Annotated in this window: 23 protein-coding genes, 1 tRNA gene and 6 pseudogenes; 11 read left to right on the forward strand and 19 right to left on the reverse strand. The window is 45.4% G+C overall.

Annotated elements, in window-relative coordinates:
- The first annotated feature begins 7 nt into the window (after positions 1-7).
- The 3 pseudogenes from DXE37_RS06055 (at position 8) to DXE37_RS06065 (ending at position 2,319) form a co-directional block, all read left to right on the forward strand.
- A pseudogene (locus DXE37_RS06055) lies at positions 8-737 on the forward strand (citryl-CoA lyase).
- Between the two features lie 2 nt (positions 738-739).
- Positions 740-1,487, forward strand: a pseudogene (locus DXE37_RS06060) (SDR family oxidoreductase).
- An 11-nt stretch (positions 1,488-1,498) separates the two neighbouring features.
- A pseudogene (locus DXE37_RS06065) lies at positions 1,499-2,319 on the forward strand (SDR family NAD(P)-dependent oxidoreductase).
- Between the two features lie 755 nt (positions 2,320-3,074).
- On the opposite strand, the gene DXE37_RS06070 reads toward DXE37_RS06065, so the two are convergent.
- The 9 genes from DXE37_RS06070 to cysS all read right to left on the reverse strand — a co-directional run bounded on the left by DXE37_RS06070 (position 3,075) and on the right by cysS (position 11,111).
- Positions 3,075-3,896, reverse strand: a complete 822-nt coding sequence (locus tag DXE37_RS06070; protein WP_114636894.1) for an HD-GYP domain-containing protein — start codon at positions 3,894-3,896, stop codon at positions 3,075-3,077.
- 162 nt (positions 3,897-4,058) lie between these two features.
- Positions 4,059-4,841, reverse strand: coding sequence for a PAS domain-containing protein (locus DXE37_RS06075; protein ID WP_114636895.1), 783 nt, complete (start codon positions 4,839-4,841; stop codon positions 4,059-4,061).
- A 3-nt stretch (positions 4,842-4,844) separates the two neighbouring features.
- Positions 4,845-5,018 carry a hypothetical protein gene (locus tag DXE37_RS10820; protein ID WP_162786210.1) on the reverse strand — a complete coding sequence of 58 codons (174 nt, stop codon included), beginning with the start codon at positions 5,016-5,018 and terminating at the stop codon, positions 4,845-4,847.
- A 221-nt stretch (positions 5,019-5,239) separates the two neighbouring features.
- Positions 5,240-5,334 (reverse strand) — tRNA-Ser (locus DXE37_RS06080).
- A 75-nt stretch (positions 5,335-5,409) separates the two neighbouring features.
- The gene (locus tag DXE37_RS06085; protein ID WP_114636896.1) at positions 5,410-6,663 is read right to left on the reverse strand and encodes an aspartate kinase; all 1,254 of its coding nucleotides are present in this window, start codon (positions 6,661-6,663) and stop codon (positions 5,410-5,412) included.
- A 62-nt stretch (positions 6,664-6,725) separates the two neighbouring features.
- On the reverse strand, positions 6,726-8,039 hold the full coding sequence (tilS, locus tag DXE37_RS06090) for a tRNA lysidine(34) synthetase TilS (RefSeq protein ID WP_114636897.1): 1,314 nt from the start codon (positions 8,037-8,039) through the stop codon (positions 6,726-6,728).
- Positions 8,005-8,976 (reverse strand): acetyl-CoA carboxylase carboxyltransferase subunit alpha, encoded by a 972-nt coding sequence (locus DXE37_RS06095; protein WP_114636898.1) that lies wholly within the window; start codon positions 8,974-8,976, stop codon positions 8,005-8,007. Before DXE37_RS06095 ends, tilS begins: the two co-directional genes overlap by 35 nt.
- 9 nt (positions 8,977-8,985) lie before the next feature.
- On the reverse strand, positions 8,986-9,687 hold the full coding sequence (locus tag DXE37_RS06100; protein ID WP_197713126.1) for a DNA-3-methyladenine glycosylase family protein: 702 nt from the start codon (positions 9,685-9,687) through the stop codon (positions 8,986-8,988).
- The gene (gene cysS, locus DXE37_RS06105) at positions 9,687-11,111 is read right to left on the reverse strand and encodes a cysteine--tRNA ligase (RefSeq protein WP_114636899.1); all 1,425 of its coding nucleotides are present in this window, start codon (positions 11,109-11,111) and stop codon (positions 9,687-9,689) included. Before cysS ends, DXE37_RS06100 begins: the two co-directional genes overlap by 1 nt.
- A gap of 89 nt (positions 11,112-11,200) precedes the next feature.
- On the opposite strand from cysS, the gene DXE37_RS06110 reads away from it, so the two are divergent.
- The 3 genes and pseudogenes from DXE37_RS06110 (at position 11,201) to DXE37_RS06120 (ending at position 13,336) form a co-directional block, all read left to right on the forward strand.
- Positions 11,201-12,082, forward strand: a complete 882-nt coding sequence (locus DXE37_RS06110) for a tetratricopeptide repeat protein (RefSeq protein WP_231971192.1) — start codon at positions 11,201-11,203, stop codon at positions 12,080-12,082.
- A pseudogene (locus tag DXE37_RS06115) lies at positions 12,057-12,544 on the forward strand (peptidylprolyl isomerase); the annotation flags it as partial. The gene DXE37_RS06110 and the pseudogene DXE37_RS06115, both read left to right, overlap by 26 nt.
- Complete coding sequence (locus tag DXE37_RS06120; protein WP_231971369.1) at positions 12,530-13,336, forward strand: UDP-2,3-diacylglucosamine diphosphatase; 807 nt, start codon at positions 12,530-12,532, stop codon at positions 13,334-13,336. The pseudogene DXE37_RS06115 and the gene DXE37_RS06120, both read left to right, overlap by 15 nt.
- A gap of 33 nt (positions 13,337-13,369) precedes the next feature.
- On the opposite strand, the gene DXE37_RS06125 is transcribed toward DXE37_RS06120, so the two are convergent.
- Complete coding sequence (locus DXE37_RS06125; protein ID WP_114636901.1) at positions 13,370-14,158, reverse strand: inositol monophosphatase family protein; 789 nt, start codon at positions 14,156-14,158, stop codon at positions 13,370-13,372.
- 166 nt (positions 14,159-14,324) lie between these two features.
- On the opposite strand from DXE37_RS06125, the gene DXE37_RS06130 reads away from it, so the two are divergent.
- Positions 14,325-15,077 carry an RNA methyltransferase gene (locus tag DXE37_RS06130; RefSeq protein ID WP_114636902.1) on the forward strand — a complete coding sequence of 251 codons (753 nt, stop codon included), beginning with the start codon at positions 14,325-14,327 and terminating at the stop codon, positions 15,075-15,077.
- Between the two features lie 23 nt (positions 15,078-15,100).
- Positions 15,101-15,863, forward strand: a pseudogene (cysE, locus tag DXE37_RS06135) (serine O-acetyltransferase).
- A 102-nt stretch (positions 15,864-15,965) separates the two neighbouring features.
- Here cysE and DXE37_RS06140 read toward each other — a convergent pair.
- Positions 15,966-16,509, reverse strand: a pseudogene (locus DXE37_RS06140) (FKBP-type peptidyl-prolyl cis-trans isomerase).
- A 344-nt stretch (positions 16,510-16,853) separates the two neighbouring features.
- Here DXE37_RS06140 and DXE37_RS12615 point away from each other — a divergent pair.
- From DXE37_RS12615 to DXE37_RS10825, 3 genes are all read left to right on the forward strand, one after another.
- Entirely contained in the window at positions 16,854-17,441 is a 588-nt protein-coding gene (locus DXE37_RS12615; protein ID WP_231971193.1) for a cupin domain-containing protein, read from the forward strand.
- 34 nt (positions 17,442-17,475) lie between these two features.
- Entirely contained in the window at positions 17,476-17,763 is a 288-nt protein-coding gene (locus tag DXE37_RS12620) for a hypothetical protein (RefSeq protein ID WP_231971194.1), read from the forward strand.
- A gap of 143 nt (positions 17,764-17,906) precedes the next feature.
- On the forward strand, positions 17,907-18,047 hold the full coding sequence (locus DXE37_RS10825; protein WP_162786109.1) for a hypothetical protein: 141 nt from the start codon (positions 17,907-17,909) through the stop codon (positions 18,045-18,047).
- A 21-nt stretch (positions 18,048-18,068) separates the two neighbouring features.
- Here the strand turns inward: DXE37_RS10825 and bamC are convergent, their stop codons facing one another.
- From bamC to odhB, 8 genes are all read right to left on the reverse strand, one after another.
- On the reverse strand, positions 18,069-19,199 hold the full coding sequence (gene bamC, locus DXE37_RS06150; RefSeq protein ID WP_231971195.1) for an outer membrane protein assembly factor BamC: 1,131 nt from the start codon (positions 19,197-19,199) through the stop codon (positions 18,069-18,071).
- 14 nt (positions 19,200-19,213) lie between these two features.
- Entirely contained in the window at positions 19,214-20,086 is an 873-nt protein-coding gene (dapA, locus tag DXE37_RS06155) for a 4-hydroxy-tetrahydrodipicolinate synthase (RefSeq protein ID WP_114637555.1), read from the reverse strand.
- 235 nt (positions 20,087-20,321) lie between these two features.
- On the reverse strand, positions 20,322-20,603 hold the full coding sequence (locus DXE37_RS14010) for a methyltransferase domain-containing protein (RefSeq protein WP_331852125.1): 282 nt from the start codon (positions 20,601-20,603) through the stop codon (positions 20,322-20,324).
- 130 nt (positions 20,604-20,733) lie between these two features.
- Entirely contained in the window at positions 20,734-21,936 is a 1,203-nt protein-coding gene (locus DXE37_RS06165) for a tryptophan--tRNA ligase (protein ID WP_114636904.1), read from the reverse strand.
- A gap of 29 nt (positions 21,937-21,965) precedes the next feature.
- Entirely contained in the window at positions 21,966-22,817 is an 852-nt protein-coding gene (locus DXE37_RS06170; protein ID WP_114636905.1) for a 3',5'-nucleoside bisphosphate phosphatase, read from the reverse strand.
- Positions 22,818-22,826: 9 nt separating this feature from the next.
- Positions 22,827-23,930 (reverse strand): cell division protein ZapE, encoded by a 1,104-nt coding sequence (gene zapE, locus DXE37_RS06175; RefSeq protein WP_114636906.1) that lies wholly within the window; start codon positions 23,928-23,930, stop codon positions 22,827-22,829.
- Positions 23,931-25,367 (reverse strand): dihydrolipoyl dehydrogenase, encoded by a 1,437-nt coding sequence (lpdA, locus tag DXE37_RS06180; protein WP_114636907.1) that lies wholly within the window; start codon positions 25,365-25,367, stop codon positions 23,931-23,933.
- 12 nt (positions 25,368-25,379) lie between these two features.
- The gene (odhB, locus tag DXE37_RS06185; protein WP_114636908.1) at positions 25,380-26,582 is read right to left on the reverse strand and encodes a 2-oxoglutarate dehydrogenase complex dihydrolipoyllysine-residue succinyltransferase; all 1,203 of its coding nucleotides are present in this window, start codon (positions 26,580-26,582) and stop codon (positions 25,380-25,382) included.
- Between the last annotated feature and the right edge of the window lie 30 nt (positions 26,583-26,612).

The following is a 26,612-nucleotide window of genomic DNA, read 5'->3' on the forward strand; positions in this document are numbered from 1 at the left end:
TACTAGTCTGCATTACCGTGATGCCGATCTCGTAGAGGATTTAATGGGTAAAAAAACATTTACTGAAGTCATGTTGATGCAAATCCTGGGTCGCGAACCTAGGCCTGTAAATATACGCATCACTGATGTGGTGCCAATCGTATTGATGGAGCATGGCCTGACACCTAGTGCAATTGCTACTCGCCTCATCTATATGAGTGCACCCGAGAATCTACAGGGTGCGGTCTCTGCAGGCTTACTTGCTGTTGGAAGTTCCTTTATCGGGACCATGGAAAACTGCTCCGCCCTGCTTGATCGCATCATTGCCGCCAAAGATCAATCTGCAGAAGCACTTCTGATCGCTCGGCATTACAAAGATATTAAAGGCGCTGTTCCCGGTTTTGGTCATCATCTTCACAAACCCGTTGATCCACGAGCCTATAAGCTACTAGATATGGGACGCTCAGAAAAAGATCTGAAAGGTGACCATATTCGTGCACTAGAAACTTTGTCTAAGGCGGTTGATGAGGTTGCTGGTCGCGCCCCATCACTATTAATGCTACTGGAGCAGTTGCAGCACTTCTCGGTGAGATTAGCATTCCCACTGCTGTCATGCGAGGCTTTGCAGTTATTTCTCGCTCAGCTGGCTTAGTAGCGCATATACAATAGTTGAAGAACAACAAAGTCCTTCAGGTCGCTTCATTTGGGATACTGTTGAGCATGCTATTTGTCGCGATGGCGCCAACAAGATTGGCTAATGATGAGCCTACAGGGAGTTTCATTGTCTAGAGAATGTACTTTAGTGACTGACGCGAGCAGAGGAATTGGTCGCGCAATTACAGAACGGCTTATTGCTGATGGCATGCACGTCATTAATATAGATAAAGAATCCCCAGCAAAGATCGCTGCACATGAAAGCTTTTATCAAGTAGGTATTTCTGATGAGAAGGCTTTGCGAACAGCGCTAGCAAAGATTAATCATTCGCACACCATCACCCGCTTAGTCAATAATGCAGGCATCGTCCGCCCCGCCAATATTGAGAACACAAGCTTAGAGGATTTACATGCAGCAATGAATGTGAATATTGCTGCTGCTATTATTTGTGCCCAAGCCGTACTCCCGGCAATGAAAGCCGCCCATTTTGATCGCATCGTTAATATTTCTAGTCGTGCTGCTTTGGGCAAAGAAGAGCGCATTGTCCTATGCGACCACCAAAGCTGGATTACTAGGACTCACTCGCACTCTAGCTCTAGAGCTCGCAGCAAATGGAATAACCGTGAACGCAATTGGCCCAGGACCGATTGCAACCGAACTTTTTCAAAAAAGCGCAAACCCGCCAGATGCTCCAGCAACTCAACGTATCCTTGATAGTGTGTCACTCGGTCGAATTGGACAGCCAGAGGAAGTGGCTCACCTCGTTGCCTCTCTACTTGATCAGCGCACAGGCTTTACTACAGGACAAGTAGTCTATGTTTGTGGTGGGATGACGGTTGGATTGAATCAATAAATGAGCGTCAAATCCCACCCCCTGGATTACCCGCCGATCTTACTGATCGTGTCATCTTTGTTTCTGGAGGCGGCTCTGCTGGTCCAGGATGGAGTATTGGCAGAGCATCTTGCGTCACCTTTGCCCGTTTAGGCGAAAAAATTTGCGTAGTTGATCGCGATTCATCATCCGCAGAAGAAACCACTCGCATCATCTTGAATGAAGGTGGTATAGCCCAGACTTTCGTCGGCGATGTCGCAGAAGAAGCGAACGTACAAAGACTATTTAGGGAGGCAAGGGAACGATTTGGGCCAATTGATGTTCTGCATCACAATGTTGATGTTGGTAAAGTTGGTGGACCCATGGAAACTAGTGCGGATGATTTTGAACGTATTCATAAAATCAATGTTCGCAGCCTCCTATTAACCGCCCAAGAAGTCCTTCCAGAAATGGTAGCACGCAAGACAGGTAATATCATCGCCATCTCTTTGGTCGCTGGGGGATGCGTTATCTAGGCTATCCCCACCTCGCCTATAGCGTCACTAAAGCAGTCAATACTCAATTTACACGAATGATTGCCCAGGAGCAATATGCAGGCACAGGCATTCGAGCCAATACGGTAGTCTCAGGGTTAATAGACACCCCCAGAATTGCCAATACTGTAGCCAAAATGTTTTCTGAAAATAGCCTGGATGATGCACGTGCAGCTCGTGATCGCCAAGTGCCCATGGGCCACTCTGGAAGCGCATGGAATATAGCTCATGCTTGCGCATTTCTGGTATCTAATGCCGCTTCCTATATTACCGGTACCGAGCTGGTGGTAGACGGTGGCTTGACAGGAAAATACGCATAATCCATAGAATTCAAGCTCTACCTCAAGGGATAGTATGATTCGACGATTCTAGAGAGTTATTTATGTTTCGAATCATCTATCGCATTGCTTTACTGCTTACTGTCAGCGCTGGCCTACTTGCCTGCAATCAGAATGATAAAAAAATTAGTGGCTGGGAGATTAACGATGTCCATCACCCCCACCTCAAACGGTGGAAAAACATTTCAAGGCCCTCCAATCAATACGATGGATGCCGACAACACCTACGAAATGTTTAGCCTAAAAGCAAATTAATCTGCTCAAGGTACTAAGACTTATGAACTTCTCGCACAACTGACCTACTTTTCGCAATGGCGTTTTTACGAATCTGCCACACTAGAAGGAACACCTTCCACTAACTTTAAGGTGGTTGATAGAGAAGTCGGGGCTTGTGGCGATCGGCGGGGGTTGCATATTCAGAGAATTGCTCTCCATTCAATTGACTGAGGCCTTCCCTAAAAGATCGTGCTAAGAAGGGGCTTCATTATCACCGTCTCTTCCAAGACTGGTGTCAAGACCGATCTTTTTGTGCCGCCTCAATATATTCAAGGATATATGCAGGCTATCGTAGGATCACGCTAGCATCCCACTATATTAACAATATAGGGGCTATACAGCCCCTATATTTTTTTGTAATCCTATTGCAGGAAGTCGATTTAAGCTGTGCTAAAGCGGAGTCATTTAAGCCTTAGAGACACAGTTAAGAATTTTTAGCTATCGCCTCAAATGCATGACGCTCAGCGATAAATGCATCTATAACCATAGGATCGAAAGCTGAGCCGCTTTTGTTGACAACTTCCTGATAGAACATCCTCTATAGGCCACCCCTTTTTGTAAGGTCGATCGCTGACGAGCGCATCAAAAACATCGGCTACTGACATAATTCGGGCCTCAATAGGAATATCCTGGCCAGAGATCTTTCTTGGGTAGCCCTTGCCGTCCCACCTCTCATGATGTGAACCCGCTACCTTAATCGCCATAGAAATCAGCGCACCATTAATTTCATCCGGCTGGGATGCGGTCAAGATGGATTCGCCAATCATCGGATGACTATTCATTAAAGTCCTCTCTTCATCGGTAAAGCGTCCTTGCTTATTTAGAATATGGTCTGGGATACCTACTTTTCCCAAATCATGCAAAGGCGCAACTTTAACCAAAGTTTTAATATAGTGGTCAGTCAGTACATCCGGATAGCAACCCATATGCTGTAGACATTTAGCCAATATTTCGACGTATTTCTGGGTGCGCAAAATATGATCGCCGGTATCGTTATCTTTAGCCTTAGCCAAAGCATTTAAGGTGGTTAGCAATTGCTCTTTTTGAGCCGCTATAGTGTGATGAGCAGACTCTATTTCATGAATATAGTTTTTCATGGGTCGAATGACTATCCACCTCACCAGCGGGATAATAATCAGAATGAGCAATGCGACGTCTAGTATGACGACGGCTATAGTTGATAAGCGCCCAAAAGATGGTAATACAAACATAATTAAGGCTTCGCCAACACAGATGCTGGCTATCAAGACAAAATTAAGCCTTTTAATTGGGCTGTATTTCATTGAACTCCATCACCCCTAATAAGTAGTGCCTATGAAGGTATATCAATCATGGCTAACTTTTCTAATAGACACAGTCTCTCATTCTATGAGGGATGCAAAGCTTTACTCAGCACTGAGGACTCATTGTCGCAGTGCTTTTATGACTCGTTCAGATATATAGGCTTAATTTTGCGATCTTTTTCTGGTGCCGCGCAATCCTAGGACGGAGATCCTTGTATCTAGAATCTTGTCGATACTCTCACGTTGCCACTGAACTTCAGCACGCAAAGCATCCCTCTCAAAGTTGTCCCGGAACGACATTAAGATATTGACGACTTTACCCGCTCTAAAAACTGGGAAAAAGTTACATGTTGCACTAATAGTTTGCCCGTCCTTTTTAACCAGGCTCTCCTCGTCCCGACTAATCGGCGTATTGGATGCTGCAATCTTATCTACGAAGTTAGTTAACAAATACGGACTACCGTCGTACCTCTTTGAAGGAAAAATTGAATCCAATCTTTTGCCCAGCAACTCTTCCTTCTCATAGCCCAAAAGGTTGGCACCAAATTCATTGATATAGATGAAACTATGTTCTGGATTAATTTCAAATAGACCCTCCATTGCCTGATCAAGCAATGTTTCAAGGTGATGCTGAGGCCCTCTTTTGCTAATGAGTTCTTGGGCTATTTGTGCAAAACCGATCAAGTCAGATTCTTCATCCGATGATAATCTTCTTGCCTTGGTATCGATGATACACATCGTGCCAATCCGATAACCATCAGGACTTGTTAAGGGTACACCAGCATAAAAACGAATATTTGGCGGACCTAATACCAGTGGATTACTTTTAAAGAGAGAGTCTTCAATAGCATTGTTAACGACAAAAATTCCTTCGTGCAAGATGGCATGACTGCAAAAGGAAGCATCTCTTGGGGTTTCACTAACATCCAAACCCTGCTTGGACATAAACTATTGACGCTTTCTATCAACCAGGCTGATGAGCACGATTGGCACATTAAATTTTTCTTTGACTATTTTTGTGATGAAGTCCAACTGCTCATCGGGAGTGGTATCTAAAATTTCCATTGCCTCTAGAGCGGAAAGCCTACGCTCTTCGTTTTGAAGAATTTCTGATCTATACATGGAAATATCCTTTTATGCCAAACATCATGTAACTAACCTTCTCAAATAATCTTAATCAAAAAGATGAATTCAAAAGCTATCTTGCTTAATTCGCAGACTAAAGCAAATTATCTATTTTTAAGACCTATAAAGCATTCTCGCACCATTTTGACAAAAGAAAAGCCCCGCGGTTGGGGGCTCATCTGGGTACTACGGTCCATCTTGCGATGTGCCAAATATTTTGGCGGAGACGAGAGGATTCGAACCTCCGATCAGAGTTTTAGCCCCGATGCTCCCTTAGCAGGGGAGTGCCTTCGACCAGCTCGGCCACGTCTCCTTACTACTTCTACAACGACCCACAGTTTAACGGATTACTGTCTTACTCGGGTTTTACTGCAATTTTGAAGCGTTTTTACTTCTGATCCAATTCAAACGCCTTATGCAAGGCACGTACCGCCAATTCCATGTACTTCTCATCAATCACGACTGAGATCTTGATTTCGCTAGTGGAGATCATCAAGATATTGATACCCTCTTCTGACAAAGTACGGAACATCTTGCTCGCAATACCAACGTGGGAACGCATGCCTACGCCAACCACTGAAACTTTAGAAACCTTTGGATCACCAGAGATTTCTTTTGCTTCAATGTGTGCTTGTTGAACTGTGCCCTTGAGAATATCCAGCGCTTTTTGGTAGTCAGCGCGTGGCACTGTAAAGGTAAAGTCAGTCTTGCCTTCAACAGATTGATTCTGAATGATGATATCCACATCAATATTGGCATCCGCAATGGGGCCCAAAATTTGATATGCAATACCTGGGCGATCAGGAGCTCCAAGAACGGTAAGCTTCGCTTCATCATGCGCAAAGGCGATGCCGGAAATAACTGCGGCTTCCATAGTGCTGTCCTCTTCAAATGTAATCAAGGTGCCTGACTTCATCTCTTGGTCTAAAGGCATTAATGGGCCTGTCAATGAAGACAACACCCGTGTTTTAACTTTGTACTTACCTGCAAACTCAACTGAGCGAATCTGCAATACCTTTGAACCTAAGCCAGCCATTTCTAGCATCTCTTCAAAAGTAATCTTGTCTAAGCGACGTGCATCTTCACAAACGCGTGGATCCGTCGTGTAGACACCATCCACATCGGTATAGATCAAACACTCATCCGCCTTAAGGGCAGCTGCCATCGCTACTGCTGAGGTATCAGAGCCGCCGCGGCCTAATGTGGTGATGTTGCCTTCAGGATCTACACCCTGAAAGCCTGTCACTACTACTGCACGACCAGCATTCAGATCTTTCAAAATCTTTTGGTCATCAATGCTCTTGATGCGAGCTTTGGTAAAGGATGAGTCGGTATGAACCGTCACCTGCCAACCGGCATAGCTCACAGCATCAATGCCCTCACGCATCAAAGCTAATGCCAATAAACCAGAGCTGACCTGCTCACCAGTTGAGGCAATTTGATCAAGCTCACGTGGATTTGCTTCCGGATTGATTTCCTTTGCTAGGTCAAGCAAGCGATTAGTCTCGCCGGACATAGCCGAAGGCACTACCACTACTTGGTGACCAGCACGCATCCACTTGGCAACGCGTTTAGCAACATTGGCAATGCGCTCTGTTGAGCCCATTGAGGTGCCACCATATTTATGAACGATAAGAGCCATAAAAACCGTCTATTTAACTGTCTATTACAGGGATATAACTCCCTGAGGGTTCTAAAAAGGGCTTATTTTACAGGGTTTTGTATCCATTCCGGCACTACTCGTCTACCCTTAGAAACGAGATGTGGATAGCTAATCCCTATCCTGGCCACAGCGATCAATTCGTTATGGACATACAGCAAGGGTGCGTGACGCTCCCAAGGCGGGATATCGGCCTCCTGATACAGGTTTTTGAGGATTTTGCGAGGACTATTTGGCTTAATTTGAATCTTTTCAGAGCCAATCCTCTCCTTGAGGTGAATTTGTTTGTTTTCTTGGGCATTTTTGACCCAGTCAGCTGGCAGACCTAATTGCCTGGAATCGGGGGGCAAAATTTTGAGAGACCATTGCCCCTCTTCTTTGGTAGCTATTTGTAGAACGCCGCGCCATAAACAAATTTTGCGCTCATCATGCAGCCACTCCAATTGGGCACCAGCTTTAACCATGACTAAGTCACGCCACCAAGCTTGCAAACGCTCTTGCGATGGCATCGCTAATTGCTGAGTGTGCAGCCAGTACCTTAAGAGGTTATTTGCTGCTGGCAGATCATTTTGAGCCAAAGCTAGTAGTGGCACTACTTTTAACTGATCCTTATTGAGAATATTTTTACCATCTTGCTTTGCTAAACGATTGAGTAATATCTGAGCTTCCCCAAGCAAGTCTGCGCTACGCGCCATATTAGCCAAGGCCTCAGGTTGAATCTGCTCCAGGGCTGGGATGATTTTCTTGCGCAGTGCATTGCGACGGTATTTGACATCTTGATTACTTGGATCTTCAATCCATTCAAGCTTATGCTCTTTAGCGTAAAACTCAAGCTCTTGTCTGCCTTGATTTAAAAGCGGTCTCCAAAGAGTAATGCGGTGTTGATTGATTTGAATATCTCGGCTTTGTGGCATGCCAGATAAACCCGCGATACCAGAACCCCTAAGAAGTTGCAGTAAGACTGTTTCTGCTTGATCGTTTTGATGATGTGCCAAGAACAAATCTTCAAGGCCATATTCTTCACAAAGATCAGCAAGTGCTTCATAACGACCTGCTCTTGCTCGAGCCTCTACATTGCCTTGATCTCTGGGATCACTCAAATGGAGTAGACGAAAATCAAAATGAATCTTGTACTTTTTTGCAAGATGCTCGCAAAAAATCAGCCAATTATCCGCTTGTTTTTGCAAGCCATGGTGGACATGGAAGGCATAAATTTGATAATTGCTTTGCGCTTGTTTTTTTGCTTGCGCTCTGCAAACGGTATCGAGCAATACAACCGAATCGAGGCCGCCACTAAGGGCAACCGCAATTCGTTTTCCTGGCTTAAGACTTTGCAGTGATTTCCTTGAACTTGCCATAACTCATCAAACGCTCATGACGACGCTCCAGCAATGCATCTACTTTCATGCCATCAAAAGTTTTTAAGGACTCAGCAAGGGCTTTACGCATATTGCTCATCATCGTGCTGTAGTCGCGGTGTGCGCCACCAATAGGTTCAGCAACACTCTTGTCAATCAAGCCTAGCGCTTTAAGACGTTGAGCGGTTAAGCCGAGCTGTTCAGCTGCCTCTGGCGCCTTGTCTGCTGTCTTCCAAAGAATAGAGGCGCATCCTTCAGGCGAGATCACTGAGTAAGTGGAGTTTTGCAACATCAATACCACGTCACCCATTGCAATTGCTAAAGCACCACCAGAACCACCTTCACCAATAATCGTAGCGATGATAGGTACTTCTAATTCTGCTTGTACATAAAGGTTGCGACCAATCGCCTCAGACTGATTACGCTCTTCAGCAGCAATGCCAGGGAATGCACCTGGAGTATCAACAAAAGTAAAGACTGGAATACCGAACTTTTCAGCAAGACGCATCAAGCGCATTGCTTTTCGATATCCCTCAGGACGACTCATACCAAAGTTTCTGAGAGCGCGCTCTTTAGTATCTCGACCCTTTTGATGACCAATAACCATGCATGGTTGATCTTCAAAACGAGCAAGGCCGCCAATAATTGATTGATCATCAGCAAAGGTGCGATCGCCATGTAGCTCATGAAAATCAGTAAATAAGGCGCCAACATAGTCCAATGTGTAAGGACGCTGCGGATGACGCGCTACTTGAGAGATCTGCCAAGGAGTAAGGTTGGCATATACGTCTTTAGTCAGTTGCTGACTTTTCTCGGAAAGCGTTTTTATCTCATCGGAAATATCCACCGATGATTCATCTTGCACAAAACGCAACTCTTCAATCTTTGACTCTAATTCGGCGATTTGCTGCTCAAAACCCAGGAAAGTCGTTTTCATAGTCTGATTTTAATATTCAACTGGGATTGGGTCGATACTTCTCCACATATACCAGGTGGCAACTGTACGCCAGGGGGCCCAATTTGCTGCCACTTCACGGGCTTCATGGCGGCTGACAGGCTCTCCACTGAAGTAATTGAGGGAAATAGCCTTAATTAGACCAACATCGTCCAATGGAAGAATATTAGGGCGAACCATATTAAAGATGAGGAACATTTCGGCGGTCCAGCGTCCAATACCCCGAATTGCACTTAATTCTTTAATGACACTCTCGTCATCCATGTCTTTCCACTGATTAGCGTGAAGACGACCAGAATCAAAGTGATCTGCTAAATCCTGAATGTATTCAACTTTACGGCCAGACAAACCGGCAGCACGCAATTCCTCAACGCTAAGGGCTAGGATATTTTTAGGGTTAACCTTCTTTTTACTGGCGGCAACCACTCTATTCCACGCTAATTGTGCAGCCGCCACTGAAATTTGTTGACCAACAATTGCTCTAGCCAAAGTATTGAATGGGTCACCACGTGTCACTAAAAATCCAGAGCCATATCTTGGAATCAGTTTTTTTAAAATACGGTCTTGCTTCATTAATTCTCGGCAAGCTTGCTCCCAATATTCTGGGGCAATCTCTTGCACCACAGAATCTACAGCAATTTCTGCTTTTTGTACCTTAGCTGCTGGTTCTGTTTTATTTTTTACTACCGCCATTAAGCTCTACGCCATTCTGTTGTGCCGCCTGATTTATCTTCTAAAACAATACCCTGCTCTAGCAAGGTTTTACGAATCTGATCTGCCTTGGCAAAATCTTTTGCTTGCTTAGCGGCAATTCGCGCTGAAATTTGTTCTTCAATATCATCAACGCTTAAACCATCTTGGTCTTTGGAGCCTGCTTGTAAAAATTCGATTGGGTCCCGTTGTAAGAAATTTAAAGATAGGCCAAGTGCTTTCATCGTATTGGCAAGCAATTGCTTTTCATCGCCCTGTGCGCGATTGACTTCACTAGCCAGATCAAATAGGACTGTTATCGCTTCCGGCGTATTGAAATCATCATTCATCGCATCCGCAAAACGTTTCGCCCAAGGATTATTCGGGTCAAGCGTGGATTCCTGAGCCTTCGGGGCTTGTGATAAGGCCGTATACAGGCGCACCAATCCAGAGCGAGCCTCTTCTAATAATTGCGCATCGCTGTAATTAATGGGGCTACGGTAATGCGCCTTCAGCATAAAGAAGCGGATTACTTCAGGGTCAAAACTTTTCAGCACATCGCGGATTAAAAAGAAGTTCCCTAAGGATTTAGACATCTTCTCTTCATTGACCCGAATGTGCCCATTGTGCATCCAGTAATTCACAAATGGCGCATCATTGTCTTTGCGATCTTTGCCATACAAAGCGCCTTCGCTTTGAGCAATTTCATTTTCATGGTGCGGGAATTGCAAGTCAGCACCGCCACCATGAATATCAAAGTGTTCGCCTAATAAATCACATGACATTGCCGAACATTCGATATGCCATCCAGGGCGACCTTCACCCCATGGAGAATTCCAGCGAGTATCGGCTGGCTCTTCTGCCTTAGCGCTTTTCCATAAGACAAAATCCAAAGGATCACGCTTACCATCACCAACTGCAACCCGCTCACCAGCATTTAATTCATCCAAGGTTTTGCCTGATAGCTGCCCATAGCGTGGCAATAAACGAACAGCAAAATTGACATCACCATCATTGGCTTGATACGCCAATTCTTTTTCAATGAGTTTGCCGATCATGCCCTGCATCTGCCCAATGAATTCAGTCGCGCGCGGCTCTTGGTCTGGGTGCATTAAACCCAACTCATCGGAGTCAGCGTGCATGGCAGCGATAAAACGATTAGTTAATGCAGAAATAGGTTCACCATTTTCTACAGCACGGTTAATAATCTTGTCATCAATATCGGTGATATTGCGGGCATAAAGCACTTCATACCCACTAGCTCTGAGCCAGCGCACCACCATGTCAAACACAATCATGACCCGGGCGTGACCAATATGGCAAAAGTCATACACTGTCATACCGCAGACGTACATCTTCACCCTGCCTGGCTCGATGGGCTTAAATACCTGTTTTGAACGGCTTAAAGTGTTATAGATTTGCAGCATAGGGCTATAAAGGTGGGGCACAAGTAGCGCCAATTTGTTAGACTGAGCGCTGAGTATATCGAATGAGCCTGTTTCACACCCTATCCCCTATGTCCTACAGCCCCCTAGAGCCACGCCCTGCCCTTCATTCTGCCCTTGCTCCAGCCTTGACGGCTTTAGCAGTGCTGGCCTTGATGACGGGGTGTAGCACCCCTGCCCAGCAGCGTGCGGATAGCGAAATTCAGTCATTAAACGCCCAAGAGATAAAGTCGACACAGACAAGTCCTCAGCCCTATTTAGGTGGTTACAACCCTATTGACCCACCTAGACTTTCCGCAGATATGGGAAATGACCCCCTCAATCCTGAGTTATCAGAGACAGTTGGCGTGCCGTTTTTCTCTTTCCTCATCATTGAGCCTAACCCTGTTACCAAGAATGCTGTGCCATCGGATGTGGAAAAGCTCATCAAGGCACGCAAGTATCCAGATGCGATCACCCAAATTAATGTGGAGCTCAAAAAGAATCCGCGTAATGTGCAGTTACGTTTTGTAAAAGCACGCTTGCAGATTGAGATGCGTCAATTTGACCAAGCTAAAAAAACATTGATTGAAATTACCCAGCAGTTCCCAGAACTGCCTGAGGCGTATAACAATCTTGCTGCAATTACCGCCAACCAAGGGCGATGGATTGAGGCGAGAGATTATTTGGAGCTTGCATTAAAACTCCGCCCCACTTATGCCATAGCCTCTGCAAATTTAGGAGAGATTTACGTTCGCCTGGGTGCAAAAGCGTATGAGGATGCGACTAAAAACGCTCGACTGAATCAACGTCAATATTCAAATCGTGCCAAGGCCCTTTTAGAAGTATTAAAGACGCCAGCCAAAAATCCGCCTATGCCAACCAACATTACTGATTCAACACCAAGCAATAATCTATCCACCAACCCTTTAAAAAGTAAATCTAACAATGACGAAAGTACTCTTAAAAACTAATAAGGGTGACATCACCCTCGATCTAGACGCAGTCAAGGCACCTAAAAGCGTTGTAAACTTTTTGCAATACGTAAAAAGTGGGCATTGCGATGGCACGATTTTCCATCGCGTCATTGATAACTTCATGATTCAGGATGGCGGCATGACTGCTGGAATGAAACAGAAATCTACTGGTGCTCAAATTGAGAATGAAGCCAATAATGGTCTCAAGAATGATCGATACACAGTAGCCATGGCTCGCACTAGCGACCTACACTCTGCTACCGCACAATTCTTTATCAATGTGAATGACAATGATTTTTTAAATCACACTGCACCAAATGCCCAAGGTTGGGGTTATGCAGTTTTCGGCAAGGTAACAGACGGTATGGATGTCGTTGATGCAATCCGCAAAGTGAAGATTGGGGTAGCTCTGGATTTCATCAAGATGTTCCTGCCGAAGATGTCGTGATTGAGAAGGCCACCCGTTCTCGGGGAATGATTCCGCAATACTCGAGCGCACTGCTCATATCAGACTTACATCTGACGCCGTCAATGCCCTTGACGGCGCAACGTTTTTTTGACTTCTGCGAAAAAGAGGCGCCTACAGTCGAGGCTGTATTTATTTTGGGCGACCTATTTGAGTATTGGGTAGGCGATGATGCATCAATGCACTCACCTTTCCAACAAGAAGTACAACGTGCGATTGCCAACCTCTCTACCAAGGTAAAAACTTATTACCTTCATGGCAACCGAGATTTTTTAATCGGACCAAGCTTTATTAAAAAAACTGGCATGACACTGCTACGCGATCCTTCAACTGTAGAGATTGCCGAGCAAAAGTGGGTATTGGCTCATGGCGATGCTTTATGCACTGCGGATGTGGGTTATCAAGTATTTCGTAACTGGGTCAGAAAGCCCTGGATACAAAAAATCTTTTTGAGCTTACCCCTGCATTGGCGTCAAGGTGTAACACAGCATCTACGGAGTAATAGCCATAATCAATATCAACAACTGCCAGCAACTGACCACCATAAAATGGATGTCACTCGCTCTGCATGTTCCATTGTTTTAAAAGATCAGTCGGGTGATCGATTGATTCATGGACACACTCATTTGCCAGCGCATCATGAGGAATCTTTAGATACGCAACATTGGCAACGCTGGGTTTTGTCTGACTGGGACCTTGATCACCCAGAAAGCGGACGCCCTAGAGCAAGCGCTTTACTGATTGATAGTGATGGAGCTCGTTACTTCGATCTGATTAAGCACTAATCAGATCGGATGCCTCGTTAATTGACAAGCCAATTAACGAACTGAATATTTAGATAGCGTCTGCACCATCTGAGCAAAGATACGAGGGTTTGCTGCCATGACTTCACCGCTCTTGAGATAACCCTCTTCACCACGATAGTTGCCAATCAAGCCGCCTGCTTCTGTAATCAACAAGGCACCCGCGGCCATATCCCAGGGCTTTAGATCGCTCTCAAAGAATCCGTCGTAGCGACCGGCAGCGACATACGCCAAATCCAAGGATGCAGCACCAGGACGACGTAAGCCTGCACATTGACGAGTCATGTCACCAAAAATCTTTAAATATTTTTCCAAGTCCTGATCTTCACGATAAGGAAAACCGGTACCCAATAGGGCATTTGCTAAACGATCTTGGGTGGCGACACGCAAACGCCGACGATCCAAATACGCACCAGCACCACGAGTAGCAATAAACAACTCATCGCGAGTTGGGTCATAAACTACGGCCTGTTGGATCACACCATTGACAGAAAGAGCAATAGACACTGCGTATTGAGGAAATCCATGGATGAAATTGGTTGTGCCATCTAAAGGATCAATGATCCACACGCTTTCTGCATCAGCATTGCGCTCGCCCGTCTCTTCAGCCAAAAATCCATGGGTTGGATAGGCTTCGCTGAGCGTTTCAATGATGGCCGCTTCTGCTGCTTTGTCCACCTCGGTTACAAGATCATTATATTGCTTACGGTCAACCTGGAGGCGCTCTAAATTCAAAGAGGCGCGGTTGATAACGGTTCCAGCACGACGGGCGGCCTTTACGGCCACATTTAACATGGGATGCATAGTATTGATGGACAAATTAAACAAGAACAAGCTCCTTGTAATGCCAACAAATTAGGGTAAATTGCATGACAATACGAAGCTAACAGTTTGATTCTAAACGATTAGCATTAACCACCCCATTACCAACCTTTTACACATCCCAAACTGCCTATCCCTTTGCGTATTAATGAATATCGATCAATCTAAATTAATTCGCTGGGTTTTAGTAGAAACCAGTAACCCTGGAAACGTAGGATCAGCGGCACGCGCCCTTAAAACCATGGGCTTTAGCGACTTACAACTCATCAACCCCAAGACTAAAGGAATAGCCTCAAATGTCGAAGCAATCGCTCTAGCAAGCGGTGCGGCAGATATTTTGGAGAACTCAACCGAAGAAGGATCCTTAACGTCAGCAACCGAGGGTTGCTCCCTGGTGCTGGGCTTAACAAGCCGAGATCGAGAATTTGGCCCTCCCGCCCTCAATTGGGAAGATGCCCGCTCATTAATCGCTGAGACAGTCAATCAAAATAGGAAGGTTGCACTTCTCTTTGGACCCGAAAGAACGGGGCTTGATAATGAGCACCTATCTATGTGCACCCACAGAGTTTGGTTGGAAGCCAATCCTGTCTATCCTTCGCTAAATTTAGCTCAGGCACTCATGGTGTGCGCATACACCCTCAGAACTACGCTTAGCCAGCAATTGGGGACGCAAAATACACCGCCCAATCGAGAAAACATGGCTGATTTTGCAGACCCTGCAGTGATATCTGCCATGCTAGAGCATTGGCGTCAAGGTCTAGAGGCAATTGGCTATTTAGACCCATCTAACCCTAAAAAACTGATGCCCCGTATTCAAGCTCTCTTTGCTCGCAGTCGCCTCCACAAGGAGGAGATTGACCTCTTGCGGGGCATTGCCAAGCAGATGCTCCTGAGAAAATAGACGCATCCCGTTAAAATCAAAATATGTCTAATTCCATCTTTGACCAAGTCGACTCCATTATTGCCAGGGATCCTGCAACTAGAAATCGCCTCGAGGTTATCACTTGCTATCAAGGTCTTCATGCAGTTTGGGTTACATCGCGTCTCCCATTTTCTGTGGAACCTCGGTCTCAAATGGATCGCTCGCTTGCTCTCCATGTTTGCGCATTTTTTGACAGGCATTGAAATTCATCCCGGGGCAAAGATAGGTCGCAGAGTCTTCTTAGATCATGGTCTTGGAATCGTCATTGGCGAAACCACAGAAATTGGTGATGACTGCACCATTTATCAAGGCGTTACCTTAGGTGGTACTTCTCTTTACAAAGGCATTAAACGTCACCCCACTCTCGGCAAGGGAGTAGTAGTGAGTGTAGGTGCTAAGGTCCTCGGCGGATTTACCGTAGGCGACGGTGCTCGTGTTGGCTCCAATGCAGTAGTTCTGAAAGAAATTCCTGCAGGTGCAACTGCTGTTGGCATCCCCGCCCGCATCTTGCACCCAAACTTGCCACAAAGTGCTGATAGCAAAACCAAAGAATACTTTTCAGCTTACGGCGTTACACCAAATGTCGATGATCCTGTATCGATGGCCCTTAAAGGCTTAATCGATGCAACCATCGAACAAGAAGCCAAAATTGCTGCTTTAGAGAAAGCCTTGGCTAAGCTAAGCAATACCCCAGCTAGCCCCGATGAAGGCTCTAGCGATACCAAGCGAGATCTGGATGCCATTAAAGAATGGCTAAAGGAATAGTGGGATATAGTGAATAACTAAGCACATAAAAACAAAAAGGAATAGCTCGTGCTATTCCTTTTTAGTTTTAAGTTTTGCTTCGACTTAATTAAAGTTTTTTACTTAATGCAGCGTGCGCGGTCCTGCATCACCTGTATCAATTGAGTTGCCTGGAAATCCATCCTCATCATCACCATCGTCATTGGGCATGCCAAAGGAAAAACTTTTACCACCTTCTGGATGACGGTTTTCAATCTCATCCTCTGTAGCGGCACGAACGTCCTCCACCTGGACCCAAAAACGCAACGCCATACCCGCCAAAGGATGATTGCCGTCTAATACCACTTGATTATCAGCAACATCGGTCACCATATGGATCAAGGGCTCATCATCAGCGCTAGCATCCTCCTCTGCATCGGGCACACCCTCAAATTGCATACCGACTTCGAGTGGCTCAATCTTTAAAAGCTCTGGGGGTCATACTCTCCAAAGGCCTCGTTAGGCTCCAACTGAATAGTGGCCTCATAGCCGATATCCTGACATCTAGTAAAGTTTCGATCTTTGGGAAAGTGCCTTCGTAACCACCATGCAGGTATACCATCGGAGGATCAGGTTCTTCGATGACATTATTTTGCGCATCGGTTAACTTATAGCGAAGGGATACGATGGTATTTTTTTAATCTTCATGCGGAATTTATCGAACATTTGTTTTTAATCGGTTTCTAAAAAGCGCTTATCTTTTATTTTATGACCTCATTTTACTTGAGCACACCCTATCCAACCACCACAAGCCCCTATAAAGCTCCCTTTAGATGAGCCCTGGGCCTTGTTTGGCGGTATTAGCCAGATCAGTTCATGGCGCGTTATTGGCATAAAAAGCCCCTACTCGTGCGCGGGGGCCATTCCCGCTTTTAAGCTCTCTATCCAGCAAGGAGAACTGTTGGACAGCCCCATTTCCAGCAAGGAATTACTTAAAAATTTGCATTGAGAGAAGAGGTGGAATCACGGCTTGTGAAATCCAAACCTTGGAGCCTTACAAGCGGCCCTTTTTCTCAAAAGACAATTCCTGCCATTAATAAACCTCATTGGACAATGCTTTTTCAAGGGATGGAAGCACACCACCCAGCTGCCGCAAAAATACTCTCCCGGTTTCGGTTTATTCCAGATGCGCGACTTGATGATTTGATGGTGAGTATTGCAGGCGTCGGGGGTGGTGTTGGACCTCACTTTGATTCTTATGATGTTTTCTTAATCCAGATGTCTGGCAGAAGACGCTGGAAGATTTCCGAGCAACAGGATCTGAGCCTAAACCCCAAGCTTTCGCTAAAGATTTTACAGAACTTTAATCCCGAGCAAGAATGGGTTCTTGAACCCGGCGATATGCTGTACTTGCCTCCCCATGTAGCACATGATGGTATTGCGCTAGACGCAGGCTGCCAAACATGGTCCATTGGATTTCATTCTCCTAGCTTTAAAGAATTACTTCAAGAAGGTTTATGGCGTCTTGCCGAATCTCTAGAAGATATTCCCCGCACTCGAGAAGAAGTTTGCCGACCCCAAACAAGGGGCAACGCATTTCGCTGGGCAGTTACCTGCTGAACTCATCAAACAACTCAGCTCAAAACTCAAAGACTTGAAGTTAGACCGTATCGACGGCTTTCTACCAGGTATTTCTGCGTATCTTTCAGAGCCAAAACAACAGGCGATCTTTAACCCTCCAGAACCACAGTCCAGTCCAGTGGAGTTTGAAAATATCTTAAAAACAAGGATGCTGGTTCCCCACCCACAGACACGCATTCTGAGCCTTGGAAAGCAAATCTATTGCAACGGGGAAAATATGAGCAAGGAACAACTTCCTGATATCTTCAGAGCACGGCAGACCCTATCGGCCCAAAAAGCAACTTGGGGCCAGCAATCTTAAAAACCTTGAAAATTCGACACTTTTTGAGGCTTATTTAGCCGGCTGGCTGGTTTTTCAAGACTGAATGAAGAGATGGATATAACGATCAATGGAAAATACCTAGGGTTAATCCCTTGGTTATTCCAGAAAACAATTACCGGTAATTGTTGTTAATTTTTTTAAAGGAATTTACAAATGAAGAAGTCACTCGTACTCGTTGCAATGTTGGCAATCGCCTTGGCCGCTTGCGGCAAAAAGAAGAAACAAAACCTGCTGAAGCTCCTGCTGCTGACGCTAAGAAGTAATCTTCTTCATGAGCATCTAACTTATCTAGATAGCTGCTCCATTAAGATGGTTAATAGCTGTAATCCAGCAGGTGTATTTTCAGGTCTTCCTTCGGTATCCTGTACATAAACGCTAACAGAATTTTCGCCAGTATTCTTTAAAATTACTTGGTATTTCTTCGCCTTCAAACTTGAGTCATCTTTGCTGCTAAACAAGTTAGAGAAAAAGCCCTTAGTGTCACCCACATCTTTTGGATTGACATAACGAACGAAGTAAATTCCGTTTGATCGATTACGGTCTTCAACTGTAAAGTTAGAACGATCAAGCGCTAAACCAACATCACGCCATGAGCGATCAAATCCAACCGACAAATCGATATGAGCTTTATTAGGTCCATCTTCAATAAGCTTGGCTTTAGGAGTCTTGGGTCCCAACGGAGCAGCAACCATTGCTTTAGCTTGTTCTTGAGTCATGCCCAAGCGCTCCATCAGACGAGCTAAAAATACCGCCTCAAGTTCTGGATCATTAGGCCGCGGCGTCCAAATGGTGTACAAGCAGTTGCCGGTAGTGTCGGATGCGCACTTTTCTAAAGCACCCTTTTGGGTAATGTAAATTTCAGTCTCATTAGGTTTAGTAGTCTCTAGACGGGTTTTATATTTATCACGCTCACCAGTATCGACAATTGAATCTAGCACCTTATTGAGAGTTGAGCGAATCCAGTCTTGGGCAATCTTTGCGCGATTCTCGGCCCAATCAGTTTCCATAATGCCAGTCGATGGCGAATCTACTACCAGCAAGAAACCATTCTCCTGCCAAAAATCTTTCACCTGTGGGTACAACTCCGGTGCTGGCTTTTCAACAACCAACCAACGGCGCTCACCATCACGAGCGATACGCATACCAGGAATACCCGTCATGACATTACTTCTCATCTGCGCTGATTTCTTAGCAGTGGCATTATATTCAGACATAGTGGCCGTCCCATCCTGCACGATGTAACGACGGTCAGCCTGCGCAGTAATTAAATCGGGAGGATAAGCCAAATTGGGGCCGCGCACAGCGCCCGCACTCTTATAGTCAACAGTGTCATTGGTGGCAACCGATTTACATGCCGTTAGAGCAAGAGCGATACCAAAAACCAAAGTCAGAATCGATAAATATCGACGAGACAATTGAAGCAAATTCATCATAATAAGTTGGCCTGTTTTAACGCTGCCCTGAGGGGCTCACGCAAGGAATTACTTAGGGGTGTTAATGGCAAACGAATACCTGCAGTAATCTTGCCCATTTCATGAAGAGCCCATTTCACCGGAATCGGATTTGCCTCTGTAAACATCGCCTTGTGTACTGCAATTAATTGATATTGAATTTCACGAGTTCTTTTTACATCGTCCGACATAGCCGCTACACATAGCTCACGCATTAAGCGTGGGGCAATATTTGCAGTAACTGAAATATTTCCTTTGCCACCCATCAACATCAACATGGCGGCCGTTAAGTCATCACCAGAGAAGACAGAAAAATTTTCGTGGCCAGCGCGCTTCAGATCATTAATCAATAAAGTCCCACGCTCTAAGCTACCCGTCGCCTCTTTAATTCCAATGATGCCCGGTACTCCAGCTAAACGCACGACAGTATCGCCAGCCAAATCAGCAACCGTTCTACCTGGTACATTGTACAAAATTACTGGCAAATCCACTGACTCCGCAATCTTTTTAAAGTGCGCGAACATGCCTTCTTGTGTTGGTTTGTTGTAATAAGGAACTACTTGCAAGCTTGCATCAGCACCCACTTTTTTAGCAAACTGAGTTAGCTCAATGGCCTCAATCGTAGAGTTACCGCCGGTGCCCGCAATCACTGGAATCCTTCCAGCAATCTGCTCAACCGTTACACGAATGAGCTCACAATGCTCTTCTACTGAGACCGTTGGGGATTCGCCGCTGGTTCCTACAATCACAATTCCATCAGCGCCCTCGGATACATGCCAATCCAAAAGAGAACGCAAACTAGCGTAATCCAAACTGCCATCCTCAAACATCGGCGTAACGATAGCCGGCATGCTGCCAGCGATGGGCTTTTTACTACCTTTGGAATGAGCTGTATTTGTCACCGAATATGCACCAATTTTTAGCTGTCTTAACCCTGAAATTGTAACGGAATGCGCTGTTTTAGCCCACCTTTTGCGGCGCACAGGCACTGAACCATAGCTGGTTTGGGCTGATCCACATAAATATCCTCAAATGCAAGCACTTTGAGGTCATGGCGAGAGGCGAAAGCAAGCAATTCCCCGGGATTTAAGAGGAATTTGGGTTTGAGGGTTTGCCAAAATCCCCATTACCTTGGGCAAAGGTTTCGTATATCAGAATTCCGTCCTTTTGGAGCATTTTGGGGAGTTCATCAATATAGGGACGATATAGGTAATTTGTCACCACAATAGCGGCAAATTCACCATTCAAGAGAGGCCATTCATCACTTTCAAGATTAAAACTCCTTGAGCTGATGAATGGATTACTTAGGGCATTTACTGTCTCAATATCTTGATCTATTGCTAGCACCTGATGGCCTAGGTCTGCCAAAAGCAGAGAGTGCCTGCCAGAGCCACACGCAAGATCAAGAACCACCCTCCTTTGGTATGAGAGGTGCAAATCGTCTCACCCAAGAAGAGGCATTCTGAATTGCATCATGCGCTACAGACAAAATGATTCCTTAATCGTAGGCAAGACCCATTGACTCACGGACCTCACGCATGGTTTCTTGGGCTACCTTGCGGGCCTTATCGCAACCATCAGCGATGATGGAGCGTAACAAGCTTGGATCATCTAAGTACTTCTGTGCGCGCTCAAACATGGGTTGCTGCTCTGCCAGAATAGCGTCGATCACTGGTTGCTTACATTCTAAGCAACCAATACCAGCTGATTTACAACCCTTATCTACCCATTGCTTAGTTTCTTCATTGGAATAGACGATATGCAACTGCCAAACAGGACAACGAGCCGGATCACCAGCATCCGTTCTGCGAACCCGCGCAGGCTCTGTAGGCATGGTCCGAATTTTTTTAATCACGTCCTCTGGATTTTCACGAATACTAATCGTATTTCCATAAGACTTCGACATTTTTTGGCCATCTATTCCTGGCATGCGTGATGCGGTAGTCAGCAATGCTTGTGGCTCAGGAAGAATAATTTTTCGCGCCCCTTCTAAGAAGCCAAAGAGTCTTTCACGATCGGCCATGGATAAGCTTTGCGCTTCCTGCAGCAACGCTTTAGCTTGCTCTAAAGCCTCATCATCACCGCGCTCCTGAAAAGCCACGCGCAACTCTGCGTACATCTTGGCGCGCTTGCTACCCAATTTCTTGACTGCTTCTAATGCTTTTTCTTCAAAGCCTGGTTCGCGACCATATAAATAATTAAAGCGTCGTGCTACTTCACGAGTCATCTCCACATGTGGCACTTGATCTTCACCAACTGGCACAAACTGCGCACGATAAATCAAAATATCTGCGGCCTGAAGTAATGGATAACCTAAGAAGCCATAGGTCTGAAGATCTTTTTCCTTCAGCTTTTCAGTTTGATCCTTATAAGTTGGCACCCGCTCGAGCCATCCCAACGGGGTTCCCATGGAGAGCAATAAAAAGAGTTCAGCATGCTCAGGAACTTTACTTTGAATAAACAAGGTTGCTTGGTTTGGATCAACCCCAGTTGCTAACCAATCTATCACCATATCCCATACGGATTGCTCAATCACATCAGGTGTTTCGTAGTGGGTAGTCAATGCATGCCAATCTGCTACAAAAAAGAAACAAGGGTATTCGGACTGCAAGCGAACCCAGTTTTTTAATACACCATGGTAATGACCTAAGTGCAAGTTACCAGTTGGGCGCATGCCAGAGAGAACGCGTTCAGCAAACATCTGTATTCTTTTTCTATGTAATTAATTGTTTAATGGAAGACAGACCACACAGGCGTGAGATGGTCTGGTAAATGTGGCAAGTTACCCAAATCCACATGACTTTCGTTCGGATCATGAAAATCTGAACCATGAGAAGCCAAGAATCCGTATTGCTGAGCTATCTTTGCGAAAGTTTCATATTGATCCGGACTATGACTACCGGTAATCACCTCGATCGCCAGACCGCCAAGATCTTTAAAGTGTTTATACAACTCATCCATTTGCATTGCATTAAGCCTACTATAACGACCAGGATGAGCAATCACAGCAACGCCACCGGCCGCCTTAATCCATTTAACGGCATCATCTAGGCTAGCCCACTGATGAGGAACGTATCCCGGCTTACCTTCAATCAAATAATTTTTAAATACATGCTCTGTATCTTTACAAACACCCTGCTCCACTAAAAAGCGCGCAAAGTGAGTTCTAGATATCAAATCATGGTTGCCGGCAAAATGGAGTGCGCCTTCGTAAGCGCCAGGGATACCTACTTTGAGCAATTGTTCCGCCATGAGATGAGCGCGATTGCCTCGGCCTTCACGCGTGCGACGCAAGCCCTCGATAATTCCCAAATGATTGGCATCTATTCCAAGTCCAACAATGTGAATAGTCCCGCCCATCCAGGTAACAGAGATTTCTACCCCAGCAAGATAATCTATTTTTAATGCGCTAGCTGCTTCTCGAGCGCGCTGTTGACCACCCAATTCATCATGGTCGGTCAAGGCCCATAAATGAACTCCATTTTCTTTGGCTCGCTCAGCCAATTCTTCAGGCGTTAAGGTACCGTCAGAAATCACTGAATGGCAATGCAAGTCGACATTAAGGGGTGAAAAGCTACTCATTTCCCTATTTTAGGTCAAGCTGGTATCAATTACTCGGCGCGGTGCATCTAGGTAGTCGCGCGACTGCATCTCAATCAAGCGTGACACGGTTCTAGAGAATTCTGCGGCAATTTGACCCTCGGTATACAAATCGGAGGCTGGAACCTCAGCAGACATGATTAACTTGATCTTATGGTCATATAAAACGTCAATTAACCAGATAAAACGCCGTGCCTCATTAGTCATTCTCGGAGGCATATAAGGCACCCCTGAGAGAATCACCGTATGGAACTGATTGGCGATTTCCAAGTAGTCATTTTGTGATCGAGGACCACAACAAAGGGTTTTGAAATCAAACCACACCACGCCATCTGCCATATGCAGAGGACGAAGCTCACGAGATTCAATATTGAGGACAGGATTACGAGTTTCCTTTTGATTGCCAATTAATGTTTGAAACATTTGACCCAAAGTAGCCTGAGTATCTGCATTCACTGGAGTGAGATATGCCTCAACTTGTGCCATTTGTACGCGACGGTAGTCATTACCGGCATCCACATTAAGAACATCTAATTTTTCTTCAAGTAATTTAATTGCCGGCAATAATCTATCGCGATGTAAGCCATTAGGATAGAGCTGGTCTGGACGATAGTTTGATGTCATCACGAATTGCACGCGATCAGCAAAGAGCGCACTTAACAAGCGATAAAGGATCATGGCATCAGCGATATCGTTAATATGAAATTCATCAAAGCAAATTAAGCGATAGCGATTAGCGATCCTCTTGGAAAGTTCATCCAAAGGATCTGATAAGCCAGAAAGCTCATGCAATTCACGATGAACTTCCCGCATAAATTCATGAAAATGAATACGAATTTTCTTTTCTAATGGGGAGGCTGCATAAAAGCAGTCCATCAAGAAAGATTTGCCCCGACCTACCCCTCCCCATAGATAAAGTCCGCGCGGGAGAGCTGGTTTAAAGAGTTTCTTTTTGAAATTATTGCTGCGGATTTCTTTGTAAGCAATCCATTCGTTTTCACATTTTTGTAAACGCTCAACAGCACGAAGCTGCGCGGGATCGCTTTGATACCCGCGCGCTTCTAACTCTTGTTGGTAAAACTCAATGGTTTTCAATTATATATTTAATGCACGCGAGTCTGTCGCCAATGCTGCTTCACGCATCACTTCTGACAAACTTGGATGTGCATGACAGATACGAGCAATATCTTCTGCTGCTGCTTTAAATTCCATTGCAACTGCAGCCTCAGCAATGAGGTCGGATGCATTCGCACCAATGATGTGTACGCCAAGAATCTCATCGGTCTTTGTATCTGCCAATACCTTGATGAAACCATCGGCACGACCCATACCCAAAGCGCGACCATTAGCCGCAAATGGGAACTGACCCACTTTATAAGCAACGCCAGCCTCTTTGAGCGCCTGTTCGGTTTTACCAACCCAAGCAATCTCTGGATCGGTGTAAATAACCCAAGGAATACAGTTGTAATCAATATGTGGTTTTTGACCGGCGATGACTTCAGCAACAAGAACACCTTCATCTTCTGCTTTATGAGCCAACATTGGGCCGCGCACTACGTCACCAACCGCATATACGCCAGGCGCTGAAGTTGCACAGGTATGGTCATCAATTGGAATGAAACCACGCTCATCCACTTTGAGGCCAATCTTGTCTAAACCCAATTTATCCGTGTTTGGTACTCGGCCAACAGAAACAATTAAACGATCGCATTCCAACTTAGCAGCCTTACCAGCGCTATCGGTGTAATTCACTACTACACCTTTTTTGTCGGCTTTTACATCGCCAATTTTTACGCCGGTATTGATGCTCAAGCCTTGCTTAGCAAAGAGCTTTTGCGCCTCTTTAGCAATACCTAGGTCGCAAGCAGCCAAGAATGAAGGCATTGCTTCAAGCACAGTCACTTCAGCACCAAGACGACGCCATACAGAGCCTAATTCCAAACCAATAACGCCGGCTCCGATTACACCCAACTTCTTAGGTGCAGTGTCAAATTTGAGAGCGCCTTCGTTATCGCAGATCAACACGTTATCAACAGCAATACCTGGGAGATGACGAGCTTTAGATCCTGTTGCAATGATGACGTTCTTTGCTGTAACAGTTTCTTTATCTTTGCCATCAATCTTGACTTGATAACCGTCGGCGCCCTTACCTTCAAAAGACGCATGACCTTTTAATAAGGTCACTTTGTTCTTGCGGAACAAATACTGAATACCGCTAGTCATCTTAGTAACGATGTCATCTTTACGTGCGATCATCTTTTTAGAGTCGATGCTCACAGCACCTACTTTAATTCCATGATCAGCGGCGTGATGGCTAATCTTCTCGAACTCTTCAGAAGAAGCTAATAAGGCCTTGGAAGGAATACATCCAACGTTCAAGCATGTGCCGCCCAAACGTGGCTCACCCTTAGGATCGTCGTATGCATTAGATTCAGCGCAGGCAACTTTAAAACCGAGTTGCGCTGCACGAATTGCGGCGATGTAACCACCAGGGCCACCACCAATTACGAATACATCAAAAGCTTGGCTCATGTTCTTTCCTTCTTACAAATCAAGGAGGAGACGTGAAGGATCTTCTAAGGCATCCTTCATAGCAACCAAGCCGAGCACAGCCTCACGTCCGTCAATGATGCGGTGATCGTATGACAATGCTAAATAGTTAATTGGACGTACCACTACTTGACCGTTTTCAACAACAGCGCGGTCTTTAGTAGCGTGGATACCCAAAATAGCAGATTGTGGTGGGTTGATGATTGGAGTAGAAAGCATAGAACCAAATACACCACCGTTAGAGATAGAGAATGTACCGCCAGTCAACTCTTCAATTGACAGCTTACCTTCGCGAGCTTTAACACCAAACTCGGCAATCTTCTTCTCAATATCAGCCAAATTCATTTGATCAACATTACGGAGAATAGGAACTACCAAGCCACGTGGTGAACTTACAGCGATACCAATATCAAAGTAACCATGGTAAACAATATCATTGCCATCAACAGAAGCGTTGAGTAATGAGAATTTCTTCAAAGCATGTGTTGCTGCTTTAACAAAGAAAGACATGAAACCTAATTTCACGCCATGAGTCTTCTCAAACTGATCTTTGTACTTGTTACGCAAGGCAATTACTGGACCCATATTGACTTCATTGAATGTAGTCAAGATAGCGTTGTTTGCTTGAGACTCCAGCAAGCGCTCAGCAATACGAGCACGTAAACGACTCATTGGTACACGCTCTTCAGGACGATCGCCAGTAGGAATCGGTGCGCTTGGTAACGCAGCAGACTTAGCGCCACCAGCTGAAACATTTAATGCGTCGCCTTTAGTGATGCGGCCATCACGACCAGAGCCAGCAGCTTGACCGACATCGATATTTTTCTCAGCAAGAATTTTTGCAGCAGAAGGAGCAGCAGCTGCACCGGCTTTAGCAGCAGGTGCTGGAGCTGCTACAGGTGCGGCAGCTGGAGCTAGAGCAGGCGCAGCGGCTGCAGGAGCGGCAGCTGCAACAGCAATACTATCAATCTTTGCAATTAATTGCTCAGCAACAACAGTGCCACCATCAGCGACAACGATTTCTGTCAATATGCCAGCCGATGGGGCTGGAACTTCGAGAACCACTTTATCTGTTTCGATTTCGATCAAGATCTCATCTTGACCAACGGCGTCGCCAACTTTCTTTTTCCATTGCAACAAAGTTGCTTCAGCAACTGACTCAGAGAGTTGGGGAACTTTAACTTCGAAAATAGCCATGATTAATCCTATTGATTTATATATATGTTG

The organism is Polynucleobacter necessarius, assembly GCF_900095205.1.
In the GTDB taxonomy this organism is placed as follows: domain Bacteria; phylum Pseudomonadota; class Gammaproteobacteria; order Burkholderiales; family Burkholderiaceae; genus Polynucleobacter; species Polynucleobacter necessarius_E.

Bases quoted from the DNA above. Each gene is read 5' to 3' on its own strand.
- DXE37_RS06170 (WP_114636905.1), bottom strand. From the start codon at position 22,817: ATGAGTAGCTTTTCACCCCTTAATGTCGACTTGCATTGCCATTCAGTG.
- cysS (WP_114636899.1), bottom strand. From the start codon at position 11,111: ATGCTGCAAATCTATAACACTTTAAGCCGTTCAAAACAGGTATTTAAG.
- odhB (WP_114636908.1), bottom strand. From the start codon at position 26,582: ATGGCTATTTTCGAAGTTAAAGTTCCCCAACTCTCTGAGTCAGTTGCT.
- DXE37_RS06085 (WP_114636896.1), bottom strand. From the start codon at position 6,663: ATGGCTCTTATCGTTCATAAATATGGTGGCACCTCAATGGGCTCAACA.
- DXE37_RS06165 (WP_114636904.1), bottom strand. From the start codon at position 21,936: ATGTTTGCTGAACGCGTTCTCTCTGGCATGCGCCCAACTGGTAACTTG.
- DXE37_RS06110 (WP_231971192.1), top strand. From the start codon at position 11,201: ATGTCCTACAGCCCCCTAGAGCCACGCCCTGCCCTTCATTCTGCCCTT.
- dapA (WP_114637555.1), bottom strand. From the start codon at position 20,086: ATGCCGGCTATCGTTACGCCGATGTTTGAGGATGGCAGTTTGGATTAC.
- tilS (WP_114636897.1), bottom strand. From the start codon at position 8,039: ATGGCAAGTTCAAGGAAATCACTGCAAAGTCTTAAGCCAGGAAAACGA.
- DXE37_RS06130 (WP_114636902.1), top strand. From the start codon at position 14,325: ATGAATATCGATCAATCTAAATTAATTCGCTGGGTTTTAGTAGAAACC.
- lpdA (WP_114636907.1), bottom strand. From the start codon at position 25,367: ATGAGCCAAGCTTTTGATGTATTCGTAATTGGTGGTGGCCCTGGTGGT.
- DXE37_RS06125 (WP_114636901.1), bottom strand. From the start codon at position 14,158: ATGCATCCCATGTTAAATGTGGCCGTAAAGGCCGCCCGTCGTGCTGGA.
- DXE37_RS06070 (WP_114636894.1), bottom strand. From the start codon at position 3,896: ATGAAATACAGCCCAATTAAAAGGCTTAATTTTGTCTTGATAGCCAGC.
- DXE37_RS06095 (WP_114636898.1), bottom strand. From the start codon at position 8,976: ATGAAAACGACTTTCCTGGGTTTTGAGCAGCAAATCGCCGAATTAGAG.
- DXE37_RS06075 (WP_114636895.1), bottom strand. From the start codon at position 4,841: ATGTCCAAGCAGGGTTTGGATGTTAGTGAAACCCCAAGAGATGCTTCC.
- DXE37_RS10820 (WP_162786210.1), bottom strand. From the start codon at position 5,018: ATGTATAGATCAGAAATTCTTCAAAACGAAGAGCGTAGGCTTTCCGCT.
- DXE37_RS06100 (WP_197713126.1), bottom strand. From the start codon at position 9,687: ATGGCGGTAGTAAAAAATAAAACAGAACCAGCAGCTAAGGTACAAAAA.